We start from the raw sequence: 17,648 nt of genomic DNA on the forward strand, positions 1-17,648 counted from the left end.
GACGCCGAGCTGTACTACGGGGTGCACGTCACCAACTGGCTGACCGTGCGGCCGAACCTGCAGTACATCAAGCATCCCGGCGGCGTCTACGAGGTGGACAACGCCCTGGTCGCCGGGCTGAAGGTCCAGTCCAGCTTCTGAACCGCCACGCCATCAGCAGAAGGCCCCGGCCCGTTCCCGGGGCAAGGAGCAGGAACCCCAGCATGCCCCCGCGTTTTCTCCCGCTCGCCCTGCTGCAGCCGTCGCTGCTGCTCTGGGGGCTGAGCGCCAGCCACGCCGCCGGCGCCGAGGACAGCGCCGTGCCCGCCGACGAGGTGTTCGCCCCGATGGTCGTCACCGGCACCTACGCGCCGGTGTCCAGCTTCGACCTGCCGTTCTCCATCGACACCGTGCAGCAGCCGCGGATCGGCGACGGCCAGCTCGGCGTGAACCTCTCCGAGGTGCTGCCGCGGGTGCCCGGCCTGGTGGTGCAGAACCGCCAGAACTACGCCCAGGACCTGCAGATTTCCTCGCGTGGCTACGGCGCCCGCTCGGCCTTCGGCATCCGCGGGCTGAAGCTGCTCAGCGACGGCATCCCGGCCAGCACCCCCGACGGCCAGGGCCAGGCGGCCACCCTCAACCTCGACGTCGCCGAGCGCATCGAAGTGCTCCGCGGCCCGGCCTCGACCCTCTACGGCAGCAACGCCGGCGGGGTGATCCAGATGTTCAGCCGCGACGGTGCCGGCCCGCCCAGGGTGGGCGCCGAGACCACCTTCGGCAGCGACGGCTTCAACAAGAACCACCTCTACGCCGAGGGCGGCAACGACAAGGCCGGCTTCCTCCTCGACGCCTCGCGCATGGATACCGACGGCTACCGCGACCACAGCGCCGCGCGCCGCGACCAGACCTTCGCCAAGCTCAACTTCAGGCCCGACGACGACAGCCGCCTGGCGCTGATCTACAGCAGCCTGGAGCAGAACGGCACCCAGGACCCGCTGGGCCAGACCTGGGATGCCTACAAGCACGACCCGCGCTCGGTGGCGTCGGTGGCCGAGACCTACAACACGCGCAAGAGCATCGACCACCAACAGTTGGGCATGAACTACGAGCGCTACTTCGGCGACGCCACCCTGCAGTTCAACCTCTACGCCGGCCAGCGCAGCGTCATCCAGTACCTGTCGATCCCCAGGGGCGTGGTCTCCAACACCCAGCGCGGCGGCGGCGTGGTGGACTTCGACCGCGAGTTCCATGGCGGCACCCTGCGCTGGATCCAGCCGGTGCAGGGGGTGCCCGGCGAGCTGACCGTCACCACCGGGGTGGACTACGACCGCAGCCGCGACGACCGCCACGGCTACCAGAACTACAGCGGCGACCTGCTGGGGGTGAAGGGCGAGCTGCGCCGCGACGAGGACGACACCGCCACCAGCCTCGACCCCTACGTGCAGGCGCGCTGGGAGCTGGGCGACTGGACCTTCGACGCCGGCCTGCGCCACAGCACCATGAAGATGGAAGTGGACGACCACTACCTGGCCAACGGCGACTCCAGCGGTTCGAAGAAGTACCAGAAGAACACCCCGTCGCTGTCGGTGATGTACGCCTTCACTCCCGAGCTGCATGGCTACGTCAGCGCCGGCAAGGGCTTCGAGACGCCGACCCAGGCCGAGATGGCCTACGCCCCGGGCCCGGTGGAAAGCTTCAACTTCGGCCTCGACCCGGCCACCAGCACCCAGTACGAGCTGGGCCTGAAGGCCAAGGTCGGCGGCAACACTCGGATCAACGCAGCGGTCTTCGAAATCCGCACCGACGACGAAATCGTCGTCGCCAGCTCCACCGGCGGCCGCACCAGCTACCAGAACGCCGGCAAGACCCTGCGCCGCGGTTTCGAACTGGGCGTGCAGAGCCAGCTCAACGAACAGTGGGACGCGACCCTCGCCTACACCCGCCTGGAGGCCACCTACGACCAGGACTTCGTCGAGGGCGGCAGCACCATCGAGAAGGGCAACCACCTGCCCGGCGTGCCCGGCAGCAGCCTCTACGGCGAGCTGGTGTGGAAGCCGCGCCAGGACATCAGCATGGGCTTCGAAGGGCAGTACCGCAGCAAGGTCTATGTTGAAGACAGCAACGAGGACAAGCCGGTGCCCAGCTACGCGGTGTTCAACTGGCGCACCCGCTTCGAACAGCGCTACGGGCCCTGGACGTTCCACCAACTGCTGCGCCTGGACAACCTGCTGGACCGCCAGTACGTCGGCTCGGTCATCGTCGGCGACAGCAACGGCCGCTACTACGAGGCCGCCCCGGGGCGCTCCTGGTACGCCGGCGCCGGCCTCGAATACCAGTTCTGAACCCAAGCAGTACCCGCTCACTGAAAGACCGAAGGAGAACACGCATGAGCACTGACGGTGCGTTTGGCAGGCCACGCCTGCTGCCGAGCCTGCTCGGACTATTGCTGCTGCTGATGGGCCTGGCCCTGCTGGCCGGCGGCGTCAAGCTGCTGAGCCTGGGCGGCTCGCTCTACTACCTGGTGGCCGGCGTGGTGCTGGTCGTGACCGGCGTGTTGCTGCTGCTCGGCCGCGCCGCCGCCATCGGCCTGTACGCGCTGTTCCTGCTGGGCAGCACCCTGTGGTCCTGGTACGAAGTGGGCCTGGACTGGTGGCAACTGGTGCCGCGCCTGGCGCTGTGGTTCGTGCTCGGCATCGTCCTGCTGCTGCCCTGGCTGCGCCGCCCGCTGCTGAGCGCAGGCCCCGCGCCCAAGGCCACCGCGCTGCTGGGCCTGGCCGTGGTGCTGGCCGGCGCCAGCGCCATCGCCTCGCAGTTCACCAACCCGGGCCGCATCGAAGGGCGCATCGACCGCGCCAGCGCCGGCGTGCCCAACGCCGCCCCGGCCCAGCCCGAGGGCGACTGGCAGGCCTACGGGCGCACCGCCTTCGGCGACCGTTACTCGCCGCTCACGCAGGTCAACCCGGACAACGTCCACCAGCTGAAGCTGGCCTGGACCTTCCGCACCGGCGACCTGCCCGGCCCGAACGACCCGGGCGAGACCACCGCGGAAAACACCCCGCTGAAGGTCAACGGCAAGCTCTACGTGTGCACCCCGCACAGCCAGGTGATCGCCCTGGACCCGGACACCGGCAAGGAACTCTGGCGCTTCGATCCCAAGCTGAGCACGCAGAACGCCGCCAACTTCAAGGGCTGGGCGCACATGACCTGCCGCGGCGTGGCCTACCACGATGAAGCCGCCTACGCCGCCAAGGCCGCCGACGGCACTACCGTCGCCAGCCCGGCGCCGGCCGCCGGCAGTTGCCCGAAACGCCTGTTCGTGCCCACCGCCGACACCCGCCTGATCGCCCTCGACGCCGACACCGGCAAGGTCTGCGAAGGCTTCGGCAACAAGGGCGAGATCGACCTGCGCGCCAACATCGGCACCTTCACCGCCGGTGGCTACTACTCCACCTCGCCGCCGGCGGTGACCCGCGACCTGGTGATCATCGGCGGCCACGTCACCGACAACGTCTCCACCGACGAGCCCTCCGGGGTGATCCGCGCCTACGATGTGCGCGACGGCCACCTGGTGTGGAACTGGGACAGCGGCAACCCGGACGCCACCGCGCCCATCGCCGCCGACAAGACCTACACCCGCAACTCGCCGAACATGTGGTCGGTGGCCAGCGTCGACGAGAAGCTCGGCCTGGTCTACCTGCCCATGGGCAACCAGATGCCCGACCAGTGGGGCGGCAACCGCACCCCCGAGGCCGAGAAGTTCAGCGCCGGCGTCACCGCCCTGGACATCGATACCGGCAAGGTGCGCTGGACCCACCAGTTCACCCACCACGACCTGTGGGACATGGACGTGGGCGGCCAGCCGACCCTGGTCGACCTGAAGACCGCCGACGGCATCAGGCCGGCGCTGCTGGCCTCGACCAAGCAGGGCAGTATCTACGTGCTCGACCGCCGCACCGGCGAGGCCATAGTGCCGATCAACGAAACCCCGGTGCCCCAGGGCGCGGTGGAAGGCGACCACACCGCGCCAACGCAGCCGATGTCCGAACTGAACTTCATGCCCACCACCCTGCAAGAGAAGGACATGTGGGGCGTGACGCCGTTCGACCAGATGCTCTGCCGCCTGGACTTCAAGTCGCTGCGCTACGAGGGCATCTACACCCCGCCGTCGCTGCAGGGCTCGCTGGTGTTCCCGGGCAACTTCGGGGTGTTCGACTGGGGCGGCGTATCGGTCGACCCGGTGCGTCAGATCATGTTCGTCAACCCCGACTACATGGCCTTCAAATCCACGCTGGTGCCGAGCGAGGAAGTCGCCGGGGGCCCTGCGCGCAAGAGCGAGACCGAGGGCGTGCAGCCCAACGCCGGCGCGCCCTACGGCGTGATCATGGCGCCCTTCCTGTCGCCCGTCGGCCTGCCGTGCCAGGCCCCGGCCTGGGGCTACGTGGCGGCGGTCGACCTGACCACCCACAAGGTGATCTGGAAACACAAGAACGGCACCGTGCGCGACAGCTCGCCGGTCCCGCTGCCGCTGACCATGGGCGTGCCCAGCCTCGGCGGCCCGATCACCACCGCCAGCGGCCTGGGCTTCCTCAGCGGCACCCTGGACCAGTACCTGCGCGCCTACGACCTGCGCGACGGCAAGGTCCTCTGGGAAGGCCGCCTGCCGGCCGGCGCGCAGACCACGCCGATGACCTACACCGGCAAGGACGGCAAGCAGTACGTGCTGGTCATGGCGGGTGGGCATGGTTCCCTCGGCACCCGCCAGGGCGACTACGTGATGGCCTTCGCGCTGCCGGATTGAGGGCACGGGCGCGGCAATGAAAAACGCCCGCGGAGCGATCCGCGGGTGTTTTCGTTTGGCTGGCGCGGCTTTGCAGGGCGGCACCGAGCGGCATAGGGCCAAGGTCAAACGGCGGATAACGCGGAGCGTTATTCGCCCTACGACAAGCCCGCCATGGGTGTAGGGCGGATAACCGTTCGCGGTTATCCGCCGTCGGCCTCAATGCCGTTCCGCTGCCTGCACTTCCAGTGAAAGGTCCCCGGCCCAGTCCGTGGGGTAGATGCCTTCGGCAACGGCTCGGTGGAAGGTCGAGAATGGCCAGTCCTTCACCGCCGTGACCAGCCCGTGTTTCAACGGATTGACATGGATGTAGTCGAAGTGCCGCCGGTAGTCGGCATGGTCGCGGATCAGGTGTTCCCAATAGCGTGCCTGCCAGATTCCCCGCTGGCCGCGCAGGCGCTGCGCGGCGGAAAGCCATTCTCCCGGGGTGATGTGACGGGCGAAGCCGGATTTGATGACCTTCCAGCGGGTGGCGTAGTCGGTGTCGCCCGGCGGAAGTGTCCACAGGCAATGCATGTGTTCGGGGAGTACGACCCATGCGTCGATACGGAACGGATGCCGGCGCCGGGCCTTGGCGACGACCTGGCGGAGCAGGGTTATCTCCCGCACCAGCAGGTCCGAATGGCGGTCGCGCAGTGTAACGGTGAAGAAGTAGGTGCCGCCGGGAATCCAGGCGCGTCGGTAGTTCGGCATCGGCGGTCCTCCCTGTGCTCTGCCATGGGGCAGGGTAACTGGGCGGACGGCGGATAACGCGGAGCGTTATTCGCCCTACAAGAAACTCGGACCTGGCGTAGGGCGAATAACCGTTCGCGGTTATCCGCCGCTTCACCTTTCTTGTCGGCAACTTCGTGGTTGGGCTTGGGGCGGCTTCGTGCTTGGCACCGAGCGGCATGGGGCCGAGGTTAAACGGCGGATAACGCGGAGCGTTATTCGCCCTACGGCAAGCCCATCGTGGGGGGTGTTACCACTGCGCCTGCGTCGCCAGGCCGATCAGTTCGCGCAGCCCGCCGATGCCCAGCTTGCGGTACAGGCGCTTGACGTAGGTGGCGGCGCTGGAGGGGCGTACGCCCAGTTGCGTGGCGATGGCGTCGGTGTCGGCGCCGGTCAGCATCAGGCGCAGCAGTGTCTGTTCGCGCAGGGTCAGGCCCGGCTGGCGGGCGGTTACGCGTTCGGCCAGCAGCAGGGGGAGTTCGTTGGCCTGCAGCCAGGCCTGGTAGTGCAGGCGCACGGCCTGGATCAGCAGCGGCGCCAGGGTTTGCAGGTAGTCCATCTCGCGGGCGGAGAAGTGCCCGTGCTCGCGGCCGCGGTAGAAGTTCAGCGACAGCCAGCGTTCGTTCTCGCAGTGCGTCAGCAGGGCCACGCGCTCGCTGATGCGCGGCTGCTCGTAGCACACGCGGCGGTACTCGGGATGGGCGATGTCGTCGATGCCCTGGCGCTGCACCAGGATGCGCTCGGCCGGGCCGCCGTGGGCCATGGCCTGCTGGTTGCCGTCCTGGCTGTAGAAGCGTTCGGCGTAGTTGTGGGAGATGCGCGGCAGGGCCACGTCGCGGGCGCGGTCGGCGAAGGAGAACACCTGCGGGTTGCGCCGCGGCGCGTAGGCGAAGATGGTGCACTGCGCCAGGGGCACGCCGGGGCCGATCAGCTGCAGCAGGTCGGCGGCCAGGGTGCGGCTGCGGTTGCCGCCGACGCGGGCGAACAGGCTGGCGGCGTGGCCGAGGTTCAGGCTGTGCTCGACGCTGCCGGCGCGCAGGGGCCAGTACTGCATCGCGACATCCCTCCGGGGTTCTGGTGGTTGCGGGCGCCGGCCACTGTAGCACCCCCGGCCGCCGCCGTGGCGGACCGGGGATCGGCCGGGCTCAGAGGTCCAGCAGGGCGGCCTCGGTCAGTTCGGCGAAGCGCGCGGGGTCGGCCAGGGCCTCGGCGGCGAGCAGCGCCAGCTTGACCAGGAACAGCTCGCGCTGCCCCTCGGGCGCGCGGTCCAGGGTGTCGGCCAGTTGCTCGTAGACGGTTTCCAGCCCGGCGAGGGTCAGTGTCTGCATGGTGGTTTCCTCAGGCGTTGCCCAGTGCGGTGTGGATGGCCCGGCCCAGCGCGGCGCCGCTCAATTGCCGCCAGCGCGCGCAGACGTGCTGGTCGGGGCGCGCCAGGTAGGCGCAGCCCGGTTGCGCGCCGTATTTGTCGCGCAGGTGGCCGTCGGCGTCGGCGAGGCTGAGGTCGGCGCCGTCCACCGCGTCGGCCGCGCCGATGGCCAGGATGCGCAGCGGGATGCCGCGCTCGCGCAGGGCCGCGGCCTGGGCCCGGAGGTCTTCGGGCAGTTCGCCGGCCTCGGTGAAGTACAGCAGGTGGAAGGCGGCGCCCAGGTGGTCGAACAGGTAGTCGTCCTCGCCCAGGCGGATGTTCGGCAGCGGCGCGCCCTGGCGCGGGCCGGCGGGGAACTGCGCATCGTCGTCGTCACGGCAGTTCAGCGGCGAGTCGGCGTAGTCGTGGGGCCGCGAGGTGCGCCAGTGGTACAGCGGGCGGACGAAGGCCTGGCTCAGCGACAGCGACAGCACGGCGTCGCGCACCAGGCGCTGGCCGGGCGTGGGCGGGGTCATGAAGCGGGTGCTCTTGCCGGCCTCGGCGATGATCTCCCGCGCCGCGCCGACGCGTTCGTGGCTGTAGGAGGGCAGCAGCGCCGGGCCGGCCAGGCCCTTGAGCGCCAGGGCCAGTTTCCAGGCCAGGTCGTTGCAGTCCTGGAAACCGGTGTTGGCCCCGCGCACGCCGAAGATCGGCAGCAGGTGCGCGGCGTCGCCGGTGAAGATCACCCGCTGCTGGATGTAGTCCGGCAGGGTCAGCGCGCGGGCGGAGTACACCGAGCACCAGTCCAGCTCCCACTGCGGCTCCCGCACGCCCACCAGGGCCAGTTGCGCGTCGATGCGTGCGCGCAGCGACTCGGGCGCCAGGGCCTGCTCCGGCGTCTCGCCGGCCGGCAGCTGGTAGTCGATGCGCCAGATGTCGCCGGGCTCGCGGTGCATCAGCACGGTGTTGCCGGGGTTCCACGGCGGGTCGAAGAAGGCCAGGCGCTCGGTGGGCAGGTCGAGGCGGATGCGGATGTCGGCGATCACGAAGCGGCCCTCGTAGGCCGCGCCTTCGAGCTTCAGCCCGAGCAGCGCGCGCAGGGCCGAGCGCGCCCCGTCGGCGGCGATCACCCACTGGCCTTCCAGGGCGTAGGGGCCGGCGGGGGTGTCCACTTCCAGGCGCGCATGGTCCGCGGCCTGGGCGAGGGCGGTCACCTTGTTGCCCCAGCGCAGCTCGATCAGCGGGTTGGCCTGGGCGGCCTCCACCAGGTACTGCTCCAGGCAGGGCTGCTGCAGGTTGGTCATGGGGGCGAAGCGGTCGTCCGCGTCCTGCGGCGCCTCCATGCGGAACACCAGCTGGTTGCGGTAGAAGGAGTTGCCGAAGCGCCAGCCCAGCCCGGCCGCGGTCACCCGGTCGGCCACGCCCACCTGCTGGAGGATTTCCATCGAGCGGCGGGTGAAGACGATGGCGCGGCTGCCCTCGCTGACCTGCTGCTCGGCCTCGAGCAGCACCGAGGGGATGCCGTAGCGGGCCAGGTTCAGTGCGGTGGCCAGGCCGATGGGCCCGGCGCCGACGATGACCACGGCATGCCGCTCGGCCTGCGCGGCGCCCACGGTGGCGGTGAAGGCGGGGTGGACCTGGTAGTCGAAATACAGCGAGCGCCGGGGCTCGGCGGAAGGGCAGTGCATCGCGGTGCGTCTCCGGGATTATTGTGCTTGTGGGCGGATTCGCCGACGACTCTAATCCCCGCGCGCGGCCGGGATGTCCCCACAAGGGGACAACTTGCGCCGCGCCCCGCGAGCCTCTTCCTGAACGGGCGTTGTGGAATTCTCGCGGAACCTGTCTACGCTCAGTTCTTGCACCGAAACGGTGCCACGATAACGAAAGCAGCAACATCAACCGTGATTGGCCTGGGTGCAATGTCGTGGGTTGTGGACCGGTAGCCGCCGGTCATCGGGAATTGCCGCAGGCCTGCAGAGCAAGCGCCATTCGAGGCGCTCGCCAGGGACTGCGTGCGCATGGTTACGACCGCTCCCGCCCGGGACCAGTACCGGGCACTCGGCTTGTCGACGCTGGCGTTCACCCTTTGCTTCGCCGTGTGGACGCTGTTCTCCATCCTCGGTCTGCAGATCAAGGACGAGTACGGGTTGTCCGACACCCAGCTCGGCCTGCTGATGGCCACGCCGGTGCTGACCGGCTCGGTCTCGCGGATCTTCCTCGGCCTGTGGACCGACCGCTACGGCGGGCGCTGGGTGTTCGGCCTGCTGATGCTGACCTCGGCGCTGTGCGTCTACCTGCTGACCTTCGCCGGCAACTTCTACACGCTGCTGCTGGCGGCGCTGGGCGTGGGCCTGGCCGGCGGCGGCTTCATCGTCGGCACGGCCTACACCTCCGCCTGGTTCGAGCCGGGGCGCCAGGGTACCGCGCTGGGCATCTTCGGCGCCGGCAACGTCGGCGCCGGCATCACCAACTTCGCCGCGCCCTTCCTGCTGCTGGCCTTGGGCTGGCGCGGCGCCGCCCTGGTGTACGCCGCGGTGCTGGCGGCCATGGGCGTGGCCTTCCTGCTGCTGGCCAAGTCCGACCCGCAGAGCGAATCGCGCAGGAACCAGCCGGTCCCGCTGGCCGAGCAATTGGCGCCGCTGGCGGAACTGCGCGTATGGCGCTTCTCGCTGTACTACTTCTTCGTCTTCGGCGCCTTCGTCGCCCTGGCCCTGTGGCTGCCGCACTACCTGATGCAGGTGTTCGGCCTGGGCCTGGCCAGCGCCGGGGTGATAGCCGCGCTGTACACGGTGCCGGCGTCGCTGTTCCGCATCCTCGGCGGCTGGCTGTCCGACCGCTACGGCGCGCGCCGGGTGATGTACTGGACCCTCGGCATGTCGGCGCTGTGCACCTTCCTGCTCAGCTACCCGCCGACCCGCTACACGGTCACCGGGGTGCGCGGCGACATCGAGTTCGCCCTGCACATGAGCCTGGCCGGCTTCATCCTGCTGATCGTGGTGCTGGGCTTCTTCATGTCCCTGGGCAAGGCCGCGGTGTTCAAGCACATCCCCAGCTACTACCCGCAGCACGTGGGCGTGGTGGGTGGCCTGGTGGGCATGATCGGCGGCCTCGGCGGCTTCTTCCTGCCGCTGACCTTCGGCATGCTCAACGATGTGCTGGGCGTGTGGCAGAGCTGTTTCATGCTGCTGTTCCTGATCGCCGCCGGCGCCCTGGCATGGATGCACTACGCCATCCGCATGGCCGAGCGCGTGGAGTGGGCAGAGCGGCGCGAGACCCGCGACCTGCCGGAACTGTCCACCCCCAGCAGCTTCGTGCTGCTGGACTGGCACCCGGAGGACGCCGCGTTCTGGGAGGCCAAGGGCAAGCGCATCGCCACGCGCAACCTGTGGATCTCCATCCCCAACCTGCTGCTGGCCTTCGCCATCTGGATGGTCTGGTCGGTGGTGGTGGCCAAGCTGCCGCTGGCCGGCTTCGGCTACACGGCCAACCAGCTGTTCTGGCTGGCGGCGCTGCCCGGGCTGTCGGGCGCCACCCTGCGCATCTTCTACAGCTTCATGGTGCCGATCTTCGGCGGCCGGCGCTGGACCGCGCTGTCCACCGCCTCGCTGCTGGTGCCGGCGCTGTGGATCGGCTTCGCCGTGCAGAACCCGGATACGCCCTACCTGATCATGCTGATCCTCGCCCTGCTGTGCGGCCTGGGCGGCGGCAACTTCTCCTCGAGCATGGCCAACATCTCGTTCTTCTTCCCCAAACAGGCCAAGGGCGCGGCCATGGGCCTGAACGCCGGGCTGGGCAACCTGGGCGTGAGCGTCATGCAGTTCCTGGTGCCGCTGGCGATCACCCTGGCGGTGTTCGGCGGCCTGGGCGGCGAGCCGCAGGTGACCGCCGCCGGCACCCCGCTGTGGCTGCAGAACGCCGGCTTCATCTGGGTGCCGTTCATCATCGCCGCGACCCTCGCCGCCTGGTTCGGGATGAACGACATCGCCAGCGCCAAGTCCTCGTTCAGCGACCAGTTGGCGATCTTCAAGCGCAAGCACACCTGGCTGATGAGCGTGCTCTACACCGGCACCTTCGGCAGCTTCATCGGCTTCTCCGCCGGCTTCCCGCTGCTGGCCGGGCACCTGTTCCCGCAGATCGACGTGCTGCGCTTCGCCTTCCTCGGCCCGCTGATCGGCGCCTTGAGCCGCGCCTTCTCCGGCGGCCTGGCCGACCGTTTCGGCGGCGGGCGCATCAGCCTCTGGGTGTTCGTCGCCATGGCCGCGTGCGTCGGCGGCGTGCTGTTCTTCATCGGCATCAAGGACCAGCCGGGGGCCTTCTGGGGCTTCCTGGCCATGTTCCTGCTGCTGTTCTTCTTCTCCGGGGTCGGCAACGCCAGCACCACGCAGATGATCCCGGCGATCTTCCGCATCCAGACGCCGCGCCTGTTCCCCGGGCTGCCCGCCGAGCAGCAGGCGCTGCAGAGCGAGAAGGAGTCCGCCGCCGCGGTGGGCTTCATCTCGGCGGTGGCGGCCTACGGCGGCTTCTTCATCCCGAAGTCGTTCGGCAGTTCGTTCGACCTGACCGGTGGGCCGGAGTGGGCGCTCTACGGCTTCATCGTCTTCTACGCCCTGTGCATCGTGGTGACCTGGTTCTACTACACCCGCCGTAACGCCGAGGTGAGCTGCTAGCCGCCCGGCCCGCGCCGAGGAGGAGAGAAATGAGTTACTTCATCGACCGCCTGCGCTACCTGGTCAAACGCCCGCCGGCATTCGCCGGCGGCCACGGCGAGACCCGCGACGAGAGCCGCGCCTGGGAGGACGGCTACCGGCAGCGCTGGCAGTTCGACAAGATCGCCCGCTCCACCCACGGGGTGAACTGCACCGGCTCGTGCAGCTGGAAGATCTACGTGAAGAACGGCCTGGTCACCTGGGAAACCCAGCAGACCGACTACCCGCGCACCCGCCCGGACCTGCCCAACCACGAGCCGCGCGGCTGCCCGCGCGGGGCCAGCTACTCCTGGTACCTGTACAGCGCCAACCGGCTGAAGTACCCGCTGGTGCGCAAGGCGCTGATCCAGCTGTGGCGCGAGGCGCTGGCCAGCCACGCCGACCCGGTGCTGGCCTGGGCGAGCATCGTCGAGGACCCGCAGAAGGCCAGGCAGTACAAGTCCATCCGCGGCCGCGGCGGCTTCGTGCGCAGCGACTGGGACGAGTTGCAGACGCTGGTCGCCGCGGCCAACGTCTACACGGTGAAGACCTATGGCCCGGACCGCGTCGCCGGCTTCTCGCCGATCCCGGCCATGTCCATGGTCAGCTACGCCTCGGGCACCCGCTACCTGTCGCTGATCGGCGGGGTATGCCTGAGCTTCTATGACTGGTACTGCGACCTGCCTCCCGCCTCGCCGCAGGTGTGGGGCGAGCAGACCGACGTGCCCGAGTCCGCCGACTGGTACAACTCCGGCTACCTCATCGCCTGGGGCAGCAACGTGCCGCAGACGCGCACCCCCGACGCGCACTTCTTCACCGAGGTGCGCTACAAGGGCACCAAGACCGTGGCCATCACCCCGGACTACGCGGAAATCTCCAAGCTCTGCGACGAGTGGATGAGCGCCAAGCAGGGCACCGACGCGGCCCTGGCCATCGCCATGGGCCAGGTGATCTTCAGGGAATTCCACCTGGAGAACCCGCGGAGCTATTTCACCGACTACGCGCGCCGCTACACCGACCTGCCGATCCTGGTGGAGCTGGAGCCGCGCGCCGAAGGCGGCCTGGTCCCCGGCAAGCAGCTGCGCGCCAGCGACTTCGCCGACAACCTGGCCCAGGCCAACAACCCCGAGTGGAAGACCCTGGCCTGGGACGAGGCCGGCGAGCGCCTGGTGGTGCCGCGCGGCTCCATCGGCTTCCGCTGGGGCGAGTCCGGCCACTGGAATCTGGAGCCGGTGGACGCCGAGGGCCGCGAGGTACGCCTGGCGCTGTCGCTGCTGGGCCGCCACGATGAAGTGGCGCGGGTGGCCTTCCCGTACTTCGGCGGCATCGAGCGCAAGCACTTCCCCAACGTGCCCGTGCGCGAGGTGCTCTACCACCACGTGCCAGCCAAGCGCCTGCAGCTGGCCGACGGCCGCGAGGTGCTGGCGGCCAGCGTGTTCGACCTGATGGCCGCCAACTACGGCATCGACCGCGGCCTGCAGCCCACCGTGGGCGGCGCCGGCGAGGACGACGGCGCCAGCGACTACGGCCAGCTCAAGCCCTACACCCCGGCCTGGCAGGAGGCGATCACCGGGGTGCCGGCGGCGCAGATGATCCGCATCGCCCGCGAGTTCGCCGAGAACGCCGACAAGACCCACGGCCGCTCCATGATCATCGTCGGCGCCGGGATGAACCACTGGTACCACATGGACATGAACTACCGCGGGCTGATCAACATGCTGATCCTCTGCGGCTGCATCGGCCAGAGCGGCGGCGGCTGGTCGCACTACGTCGGCCAGGAGAAGCTGCGCCCGCAGACCGGCTGGACGCCCCTGGCCTTCGCCCTGGACTGGCACCGCCCGCCGCGGCACATGAACGGCACCTCGTTCTTCTACAACCACTCCAGCCAGTGGCGCTACGAGAAGCTGGAGGTGAAGGAACTGCTCTCGCCCCTGGCCCGGCCGCAGGACTTCAGCGGCAGCCTGGTGGACTTCAACGTGCGCGCCGAGCGCATGGGCTGGCTGCCCTCGGCGCCGCAGCTGGGCACCAACCCGCTGCGCCTGGCCGCCGCGGCCCAGGCCGCCGGCAAGAGCACCGCCGACTACGTGGTGGAACAGCTCAGGAGCGGCCAGCTGCGCTTCGCCAGCGAGGACCCGGACAACCCGCAGAACCACCCGCGCAACCTGTTCGTCTGGCGCTCCAACCTGCTGGGCAGCTCGGGCAAGGGCCACGAGTACATGCTCAAGTACCTGCTGGGCACCAGGAACGGCGTGCTCGGCAAGGACCTGGGCGAGGCTGGAAAGCAGAAGCCCGAGGAAGTGCTGTGGAAGGACGAGCCCATCGAGGGCAAGCTCGACCTGCTGGTGACCCTGGACTTCCGCATGTCCACCACCTGCCTGTACTCCGACGTGGTGCTGCCGACGGCGACCTGGTACGAGAAGGACGACCTCAACACCTCGGACATGCACCCCTTCATCCACCCGCTCACCGCCGCCACCGACCCGGCCTGGGAAGCGCGCAGCGACTGGCAGATCTACGACGGCATCGCCCGCGCCTTCTCGCGCCTGTGCGTCGGCCATCTGGGCGAGGAAACCGACCTGGTGACCCTGCCGCTGCAGCACGACAGCCCCGGCGAACTGGCCCAGGCGCAGGTGCGCGACTGGAAGAAGGGCGAGTGCGAGCCCATCCCCGGCAAGACCATGCCCTCGCTGATCGAGGTCAAGCGCAACTACCCGGAAACTTACGAGCGCTTCAGCTCCGTCGGCCCGCTGCTGGACACCCTGGGCAACGGCGGCAAGGGCATCGCCTGGCAGACCCAGGAAGAGGTCGAGCTGCTCGGCAAGCTCAACTACCGCAAGCTCGACGGCTCCGCCCAGGGCCGGCCGTGCCTGGCCTCGGCGGTGGATGCGGCGGAGATGATCCTCACCCTGGCCCCGGAAACCAACGGCCAGGTGGCGGTCAAGGCCTGGGCCGCGCTGTCGAAGATCACCGGGCGCGACCACACCCACCTGGCGCGGCCCAAGCAGGAAGAGAAGATCCGCTTCCGCGACCTGGTGGCGCAGCCGCGCAAGATCATCTCCAGCCCCACCTGGTCGGGCCTGGAGGACGAGCACGTGAGCTACAACGCCTGCTACACCAACGTCCACGAGCTGATCCCCTGGCGCACCCTGACCGGCCGCCAGCAGTTCTACCAGGACCACCCCTGGATGCGCGCCTTCGGCGAGAGCCTGATGGTCTACCGCCCGCCCATCGACACCAAGGCCGCGGCCAGCGTCGCCGAGCCGCGCAGCAACGGCAACCCGGAAATCGCCCTGAACTGGCTGACGCCGCACCAGAAGTGGGGCATCCACTCCACCTACAGCGACAACCTGCTGATGCAGACGCTGTCGCGCGGCGGGCCCATCGTCTGGATCAGCGAGGACGACGCGCGCGCCATCGGCGTGGTCGACAACGACTGGATCGAGCTCTACAACGCCAACGGCGCCATCGCCGCGCGGGCGGTGGTCAGCCAGCGGGTGCGCCCGGGCATGGCGATGATGTACCACGCCCAGGAGCGCATCCTCAACGTGCCCGGCTCCGAGCTCACCGGCACCCGCGGCGGCATCCACAACTCGGTGACGCGGGTGTGCCCCAAGCCGACCCACATGATCGGCGGCTACGCCCAGCTGTCCTACGGCTTCAACTACTACGGCACCGTTGGCTCCAACCGCGACGAGTTCGTCATCGTGCGCAAGATGAAACGCATCGACTGGCTCGACGGCGAAGGCAACGACTACCAGCAGGAGGCGGTGAAATGAAGATCCGTTCCCAGGTCGGCATGGTCCTGAACCTCGACAAGTGCATCGGCTGCCACACCTGCTCGGTCACCTGCAAGAACGTCTGGACCAGCCGCGAAGGCATCGAGTACGCCTGGTACAACAACGTCGAGACCAAGCCCGGCATCGGCTACCCCAAGGAATGGGAGAACCAGAAGAAGTGGAACGGCGGCTGGGTGCGCAACGCCGACGGCTCCATCAACCCGCGCATCGGCGGCAAGTGGCGGGTGCTGGCGAACATCTTCGCCAACCCCGACCTGCCGCAGATCGACGACTACTACGAACCCTTCACCTTCGACTACCAGCACCTGCACAGCGCCGCCCAGGGCGAGCACCAGCCGGTGGCGCGGCCGCGCTCGCTGATCAGCGGGCTGCGCATGGACAAGGTGGAGTGGGGGCCGAACTGGGAAGAACTGCTGGGCACCGAGTTCGCCAAGCGGCGCAAGGACATCAACTTCGAGCAGGTCCAGGCCGACATCTACGGGCAGTTCGAAAACACCTTCATGATGTACCTGCCGCGCCTGTGCGAGCACTGCCTGAACCCGGCGTGCGTGGCCTCGTGCCCCAGCGGGGCGATCTACAAGCGCGAGGAGGACGGCATCGTCCTGATCGACCAGGACAAGTGCCGCGGCTGGCGCATGTGCATCAGTGGCTGCCCGTACAAGAAGATCTACTACAACTGGAAGAGCGGCAAATCCGAGAAGTGCATCTTCTGCTACCCGCGCATCGAGACCGGCCAGCCGACCGTCTGCTCGGAGACCTGCGTGGGGCGCATCCGCTACCTCGGCGTGCTGCTCTACGACGCCGATCGCATCGAGGAAGTGGCCGCCTCGGCCGATGACCGCGACCTCTACCACCGCCAGTGCGAGATCTTCCTCGACCCCCACGACCCGCAGGTGATCGAGCAGGCGCGCAAGGACGGCGTGCCCGACAGCGTCATCGCCGCCGCCCAGGCCTCGCCGGTGTACAAGCTGGCCATCGACTGGCAGCTGGCCCTGCCGCTGCACCCGGAGTACCGCACCCTGCCCATGGTCTGGTACGTGCCGCCGCTGTCGCCCATCCAGTCCGCCGCCGAGGCCGGCCACGTGGAATTCGACGGCGTGCTGCCGAAGATCGAATCGCTGCGCATCCCCGTGCGCTACCTGGCCAACATGCTCACCGCGGGGGAGGAGGCGCCGGTGGTGCTGGCCCTCAAGCGGCTGATGGCCATGCGCGTGTACATGCGCGCCAAGCACGTGGACGGTACCCTCAACAGCGAAGTGTTGCAGCAGGTCGGCCTGAGCCAGCGCCAGGTGGAGGAGATGTACCGCTACCTGGCCATCGCCAACTACGAGGACCGCTTCGTCATCCCCACCGGGCACCGCGAGGCCCTGCCCGACGCCTATGCCGAGCGCAGCGGCTGCGGCTTCACCTTCGGCAACGGCTGCCACGGCGGCAACAGCGAGGTCAGCCTGTTCGGCGGCAGCAAGCAGACCACCACCCTGGTCAAGCCGGTGCAGACCTTCGACCCGGTGGAGGACAGCCGCCATGGATGAGCGCCAGCCCGAGGGCCTGCTGAGCCTGCGCGTGCTGGCCCGGCTGCTCGACTACCCCTGCGCCGAACTGCAGGCGGCGGCTGGCGAACTGGCCGCCATCCTCGGCGCCGAGACGCGCCTGCCCACCGCGCTGCGCGAGCGCCTGCGGAAGTGGTGCCGGCGCCTGGCGCAAAGCGAACTGCTCGACTTGCAGGAGGCCTACGTCGAACTCTTCGACCGCAGCCGCTCGGTCTCGCTGCTGCTGTTCGAGCACGTCCACGGCGAATCCCGCGGCCGCGGCCAGGCCATGGTCGACCTGCTGGCCGAGTACCAGGCCGCCGGCTTCCAGCTCGACGCCCGCGAGCTGCCCGACCACCTGCCGCTGTTCCTCGAATACCTCTCCACCCGCAGCCACGCGGAGATCGGCCAGTGGCTGGGCGACATCCAGCACATACTCGCGCTGCTCGCCGCGCGCCTGGAAGAGCGCGGCGCCGACCACGCCCTGGTGCCCCACGCGCTGCTGGCGCTGATCGGCCGCAGCGAACTGATCCAGCAGCAGCGCCCGGCGGTGGAAGGGGAGGCGCCGGACGACACCCCGCAAGCCCTGGACGCGGTCTGGGAAGAGGAAATCGTCCGCTTCAACGCCGACTCCGACCAGGACTGCAGCCTGCAGTCCGCCGAGGGCCGGCGCCTGGCCGAGCGCAAGTACGAAGCGGTCCCGCAGGTCATCCAGGTCCTGCCGACCACCCCGCCGCCCCTGGCGGACGGCCAATGAACGGAGGC

The 17,648-nt window shown here is 69.1% G+C and carries 11 protein-coding genes; 7 read left to right on the plus strand and 4 right to left on the minus strand.

The features are described from left to right. The 3 genes from VV867_RS27315 to VV867_RS27325 all read left to right on the plus strand — a co-directional run. On the plus strand, positions 1 to 141 hold a 141-nt coding region (locus VV867_RS27315; RefSeq protein ID WP_328568076.1), incomplete at its 5' end, for a carbohydrate porin. A gap of 62 nt (positions 142 to 203) precedes the next feature. Further along, the gene (locus tag VV867_RS27320; RefSeq protein WP_328568059.1) at positions 204 to 2,321 is read left to right on the plus strand and encodes a TonB-dependent receptor family protein; all 2,118 of its coding nucleotides are present in this window, start codon (positions 204 to 206) and stop codon (positions 2,319 to 2,321) included. A gap of 44 nt (positions 2,322 to 2,365) precedes the next feature. After that, positions 2,366 to 4,777: a glucose/quinate/shikimate family membrane-bound PQQ-dependent dehydrogenase gene (locus VV867_RS27325; RefSeq protein ID WP_328568060.1), complete on the plus strand. Its 2,412-nt coding sequence runs from the start codon at positions 2,366 to 2,368 to the stop codon at positions 4,775 to 4,777. A 198-nt stretch (positions 4,778 to 4,975) separates the two neighbouring features. Here the strand turns inward: VV867_RS27325 and VV867_RS27330 are convergent, their stop codons facing one another. The 4 genes from VV867_RS27330 to VV867_RS27345 all read right to left on the minus strand — a co-directional run bounded on the left by VV867_RS27330 (position 4,976) and on the right by VV867_RS27345 (position 8,560). Then, entirely contained in the window at positions 4,976 to 5,509 is a 534-nt protein-coding gene (locus VV867_RS27330) for an REP-associated tyrosine transposase (RefSeq protein ID WP_328568061.1), read from the minus strand. Positions 5,510 to 5,777: 268 nt separating this feature from the next. Beyond that, positions 5,778 to 6,581, minus strand: a complete 804-nt coding sequence (locus VV867_RS27335) for a helix-turn-helix transcriptional regulator (protein WP_109934999.1) — start codon at positions 6,579 to 6,581, stop codon at positions 5,778 to 5,780. Positions 6,582 to 6,672: 91 nt separating this feature from the next. After that, on the minus strand, positions 6,673 to 6,855 hold the full coding sequence (locus VV867_RS27340) for a DUF2783 domain-containing protein (protein WP_328568062.1): 183 nt from the start codon (positions 6,853 to 6,855) through the stop codon (positions 6,673 to 6,675). A 10-nt stretch (positions 6,856 to 6,865) separates the two neighbouring features. Continuing rightward, positions 6,866 to 8,560, minus strand: a complete 1,695-nt coding sequence (locus tag VV867_RS27345) for an FAD-dependent monooxygenase (protein ID WP_328568063.1) — start codon at positions 8,558 to 8,560, stop codon at positions 6,866 to 6,868. Between the two features lie 330 nt (positions 8,561 to 8,890). Between VV867_RS27345 and VV867_RS27350 the strand changes: the two genes are divergently transcribed. The 4 genes from VV867_RS27350 to narJ are packed head-to-tail and all read left to right on the plus strand — an operon-like array spanning position 8,891 to position 17,640. After that, positions 8,891 to 11,539: a nitrate/nitrite transporter gene (locus tag VV867_RS27350; protein ID WP_328568064.1), complete on the plus strand. Its 2,649-nt coding sequence runs from the start codon at positions 8,891 to 8,893 to the stop codon at positions 11,537 to 11,539. 29 nt (positions 11,540 to 11,568) lie between these two features. Next, positions 11,569 to 15,333, plus strand: coding sequence for a nitrate reductase subunit alpha (locus tag VV867_RS27355; RefSeq protein WP_275629282.1), 3,765 nt, complete (start codon positions 11,569 to 11,571; stop codon positions 15,331 to 15,333). Beyond that, complete coding sequence (gene narH / locus VV867_RS27360) at positions 15,330 to 16,886, plus strand: nitrate reductase subunit beta (RefSeq protein ID WP_009621752.1); 1,557 nt, start codon at positions 15,330 to 15,332, stop codon at positions 16,884 to 16,886. The genes VV867_RS27355 and narH overlap by 4 nt, the downstream gene beginning before the upstream one ends. Beyond that, on the plus strand, positions 16,879 to 17,640 hold the full coding sequence (narJ, locus tag VV867_RS27365) for a nitrate reductase molybdenum cofactor assembly chaperone (RefSeq protein ID WP_275629283.1): 762 nt from the start codon (positions 16,879 to 16,881) through the stop codon (positions 17,638 to 17,640). The genes narH and narJ overlap by 8 nt, the downstream gene beginning before the upstream one ends. The last annotated feature ends 8 nt before the right edge of the window (positions 17,641 to 17,648 follow it).

Origin of the sequence: Pseudomonas sp. JH-2 (assembly GCF_036231725.1) — a bacterium.
Classification (GTDB): domain Bacteria; phylum Pseudomonadota; class Gammaproteobacteria; order Pseudomonadales; family Pseudomonadaceae; genus Pseudomonas; species Pseudomonas delhiensis.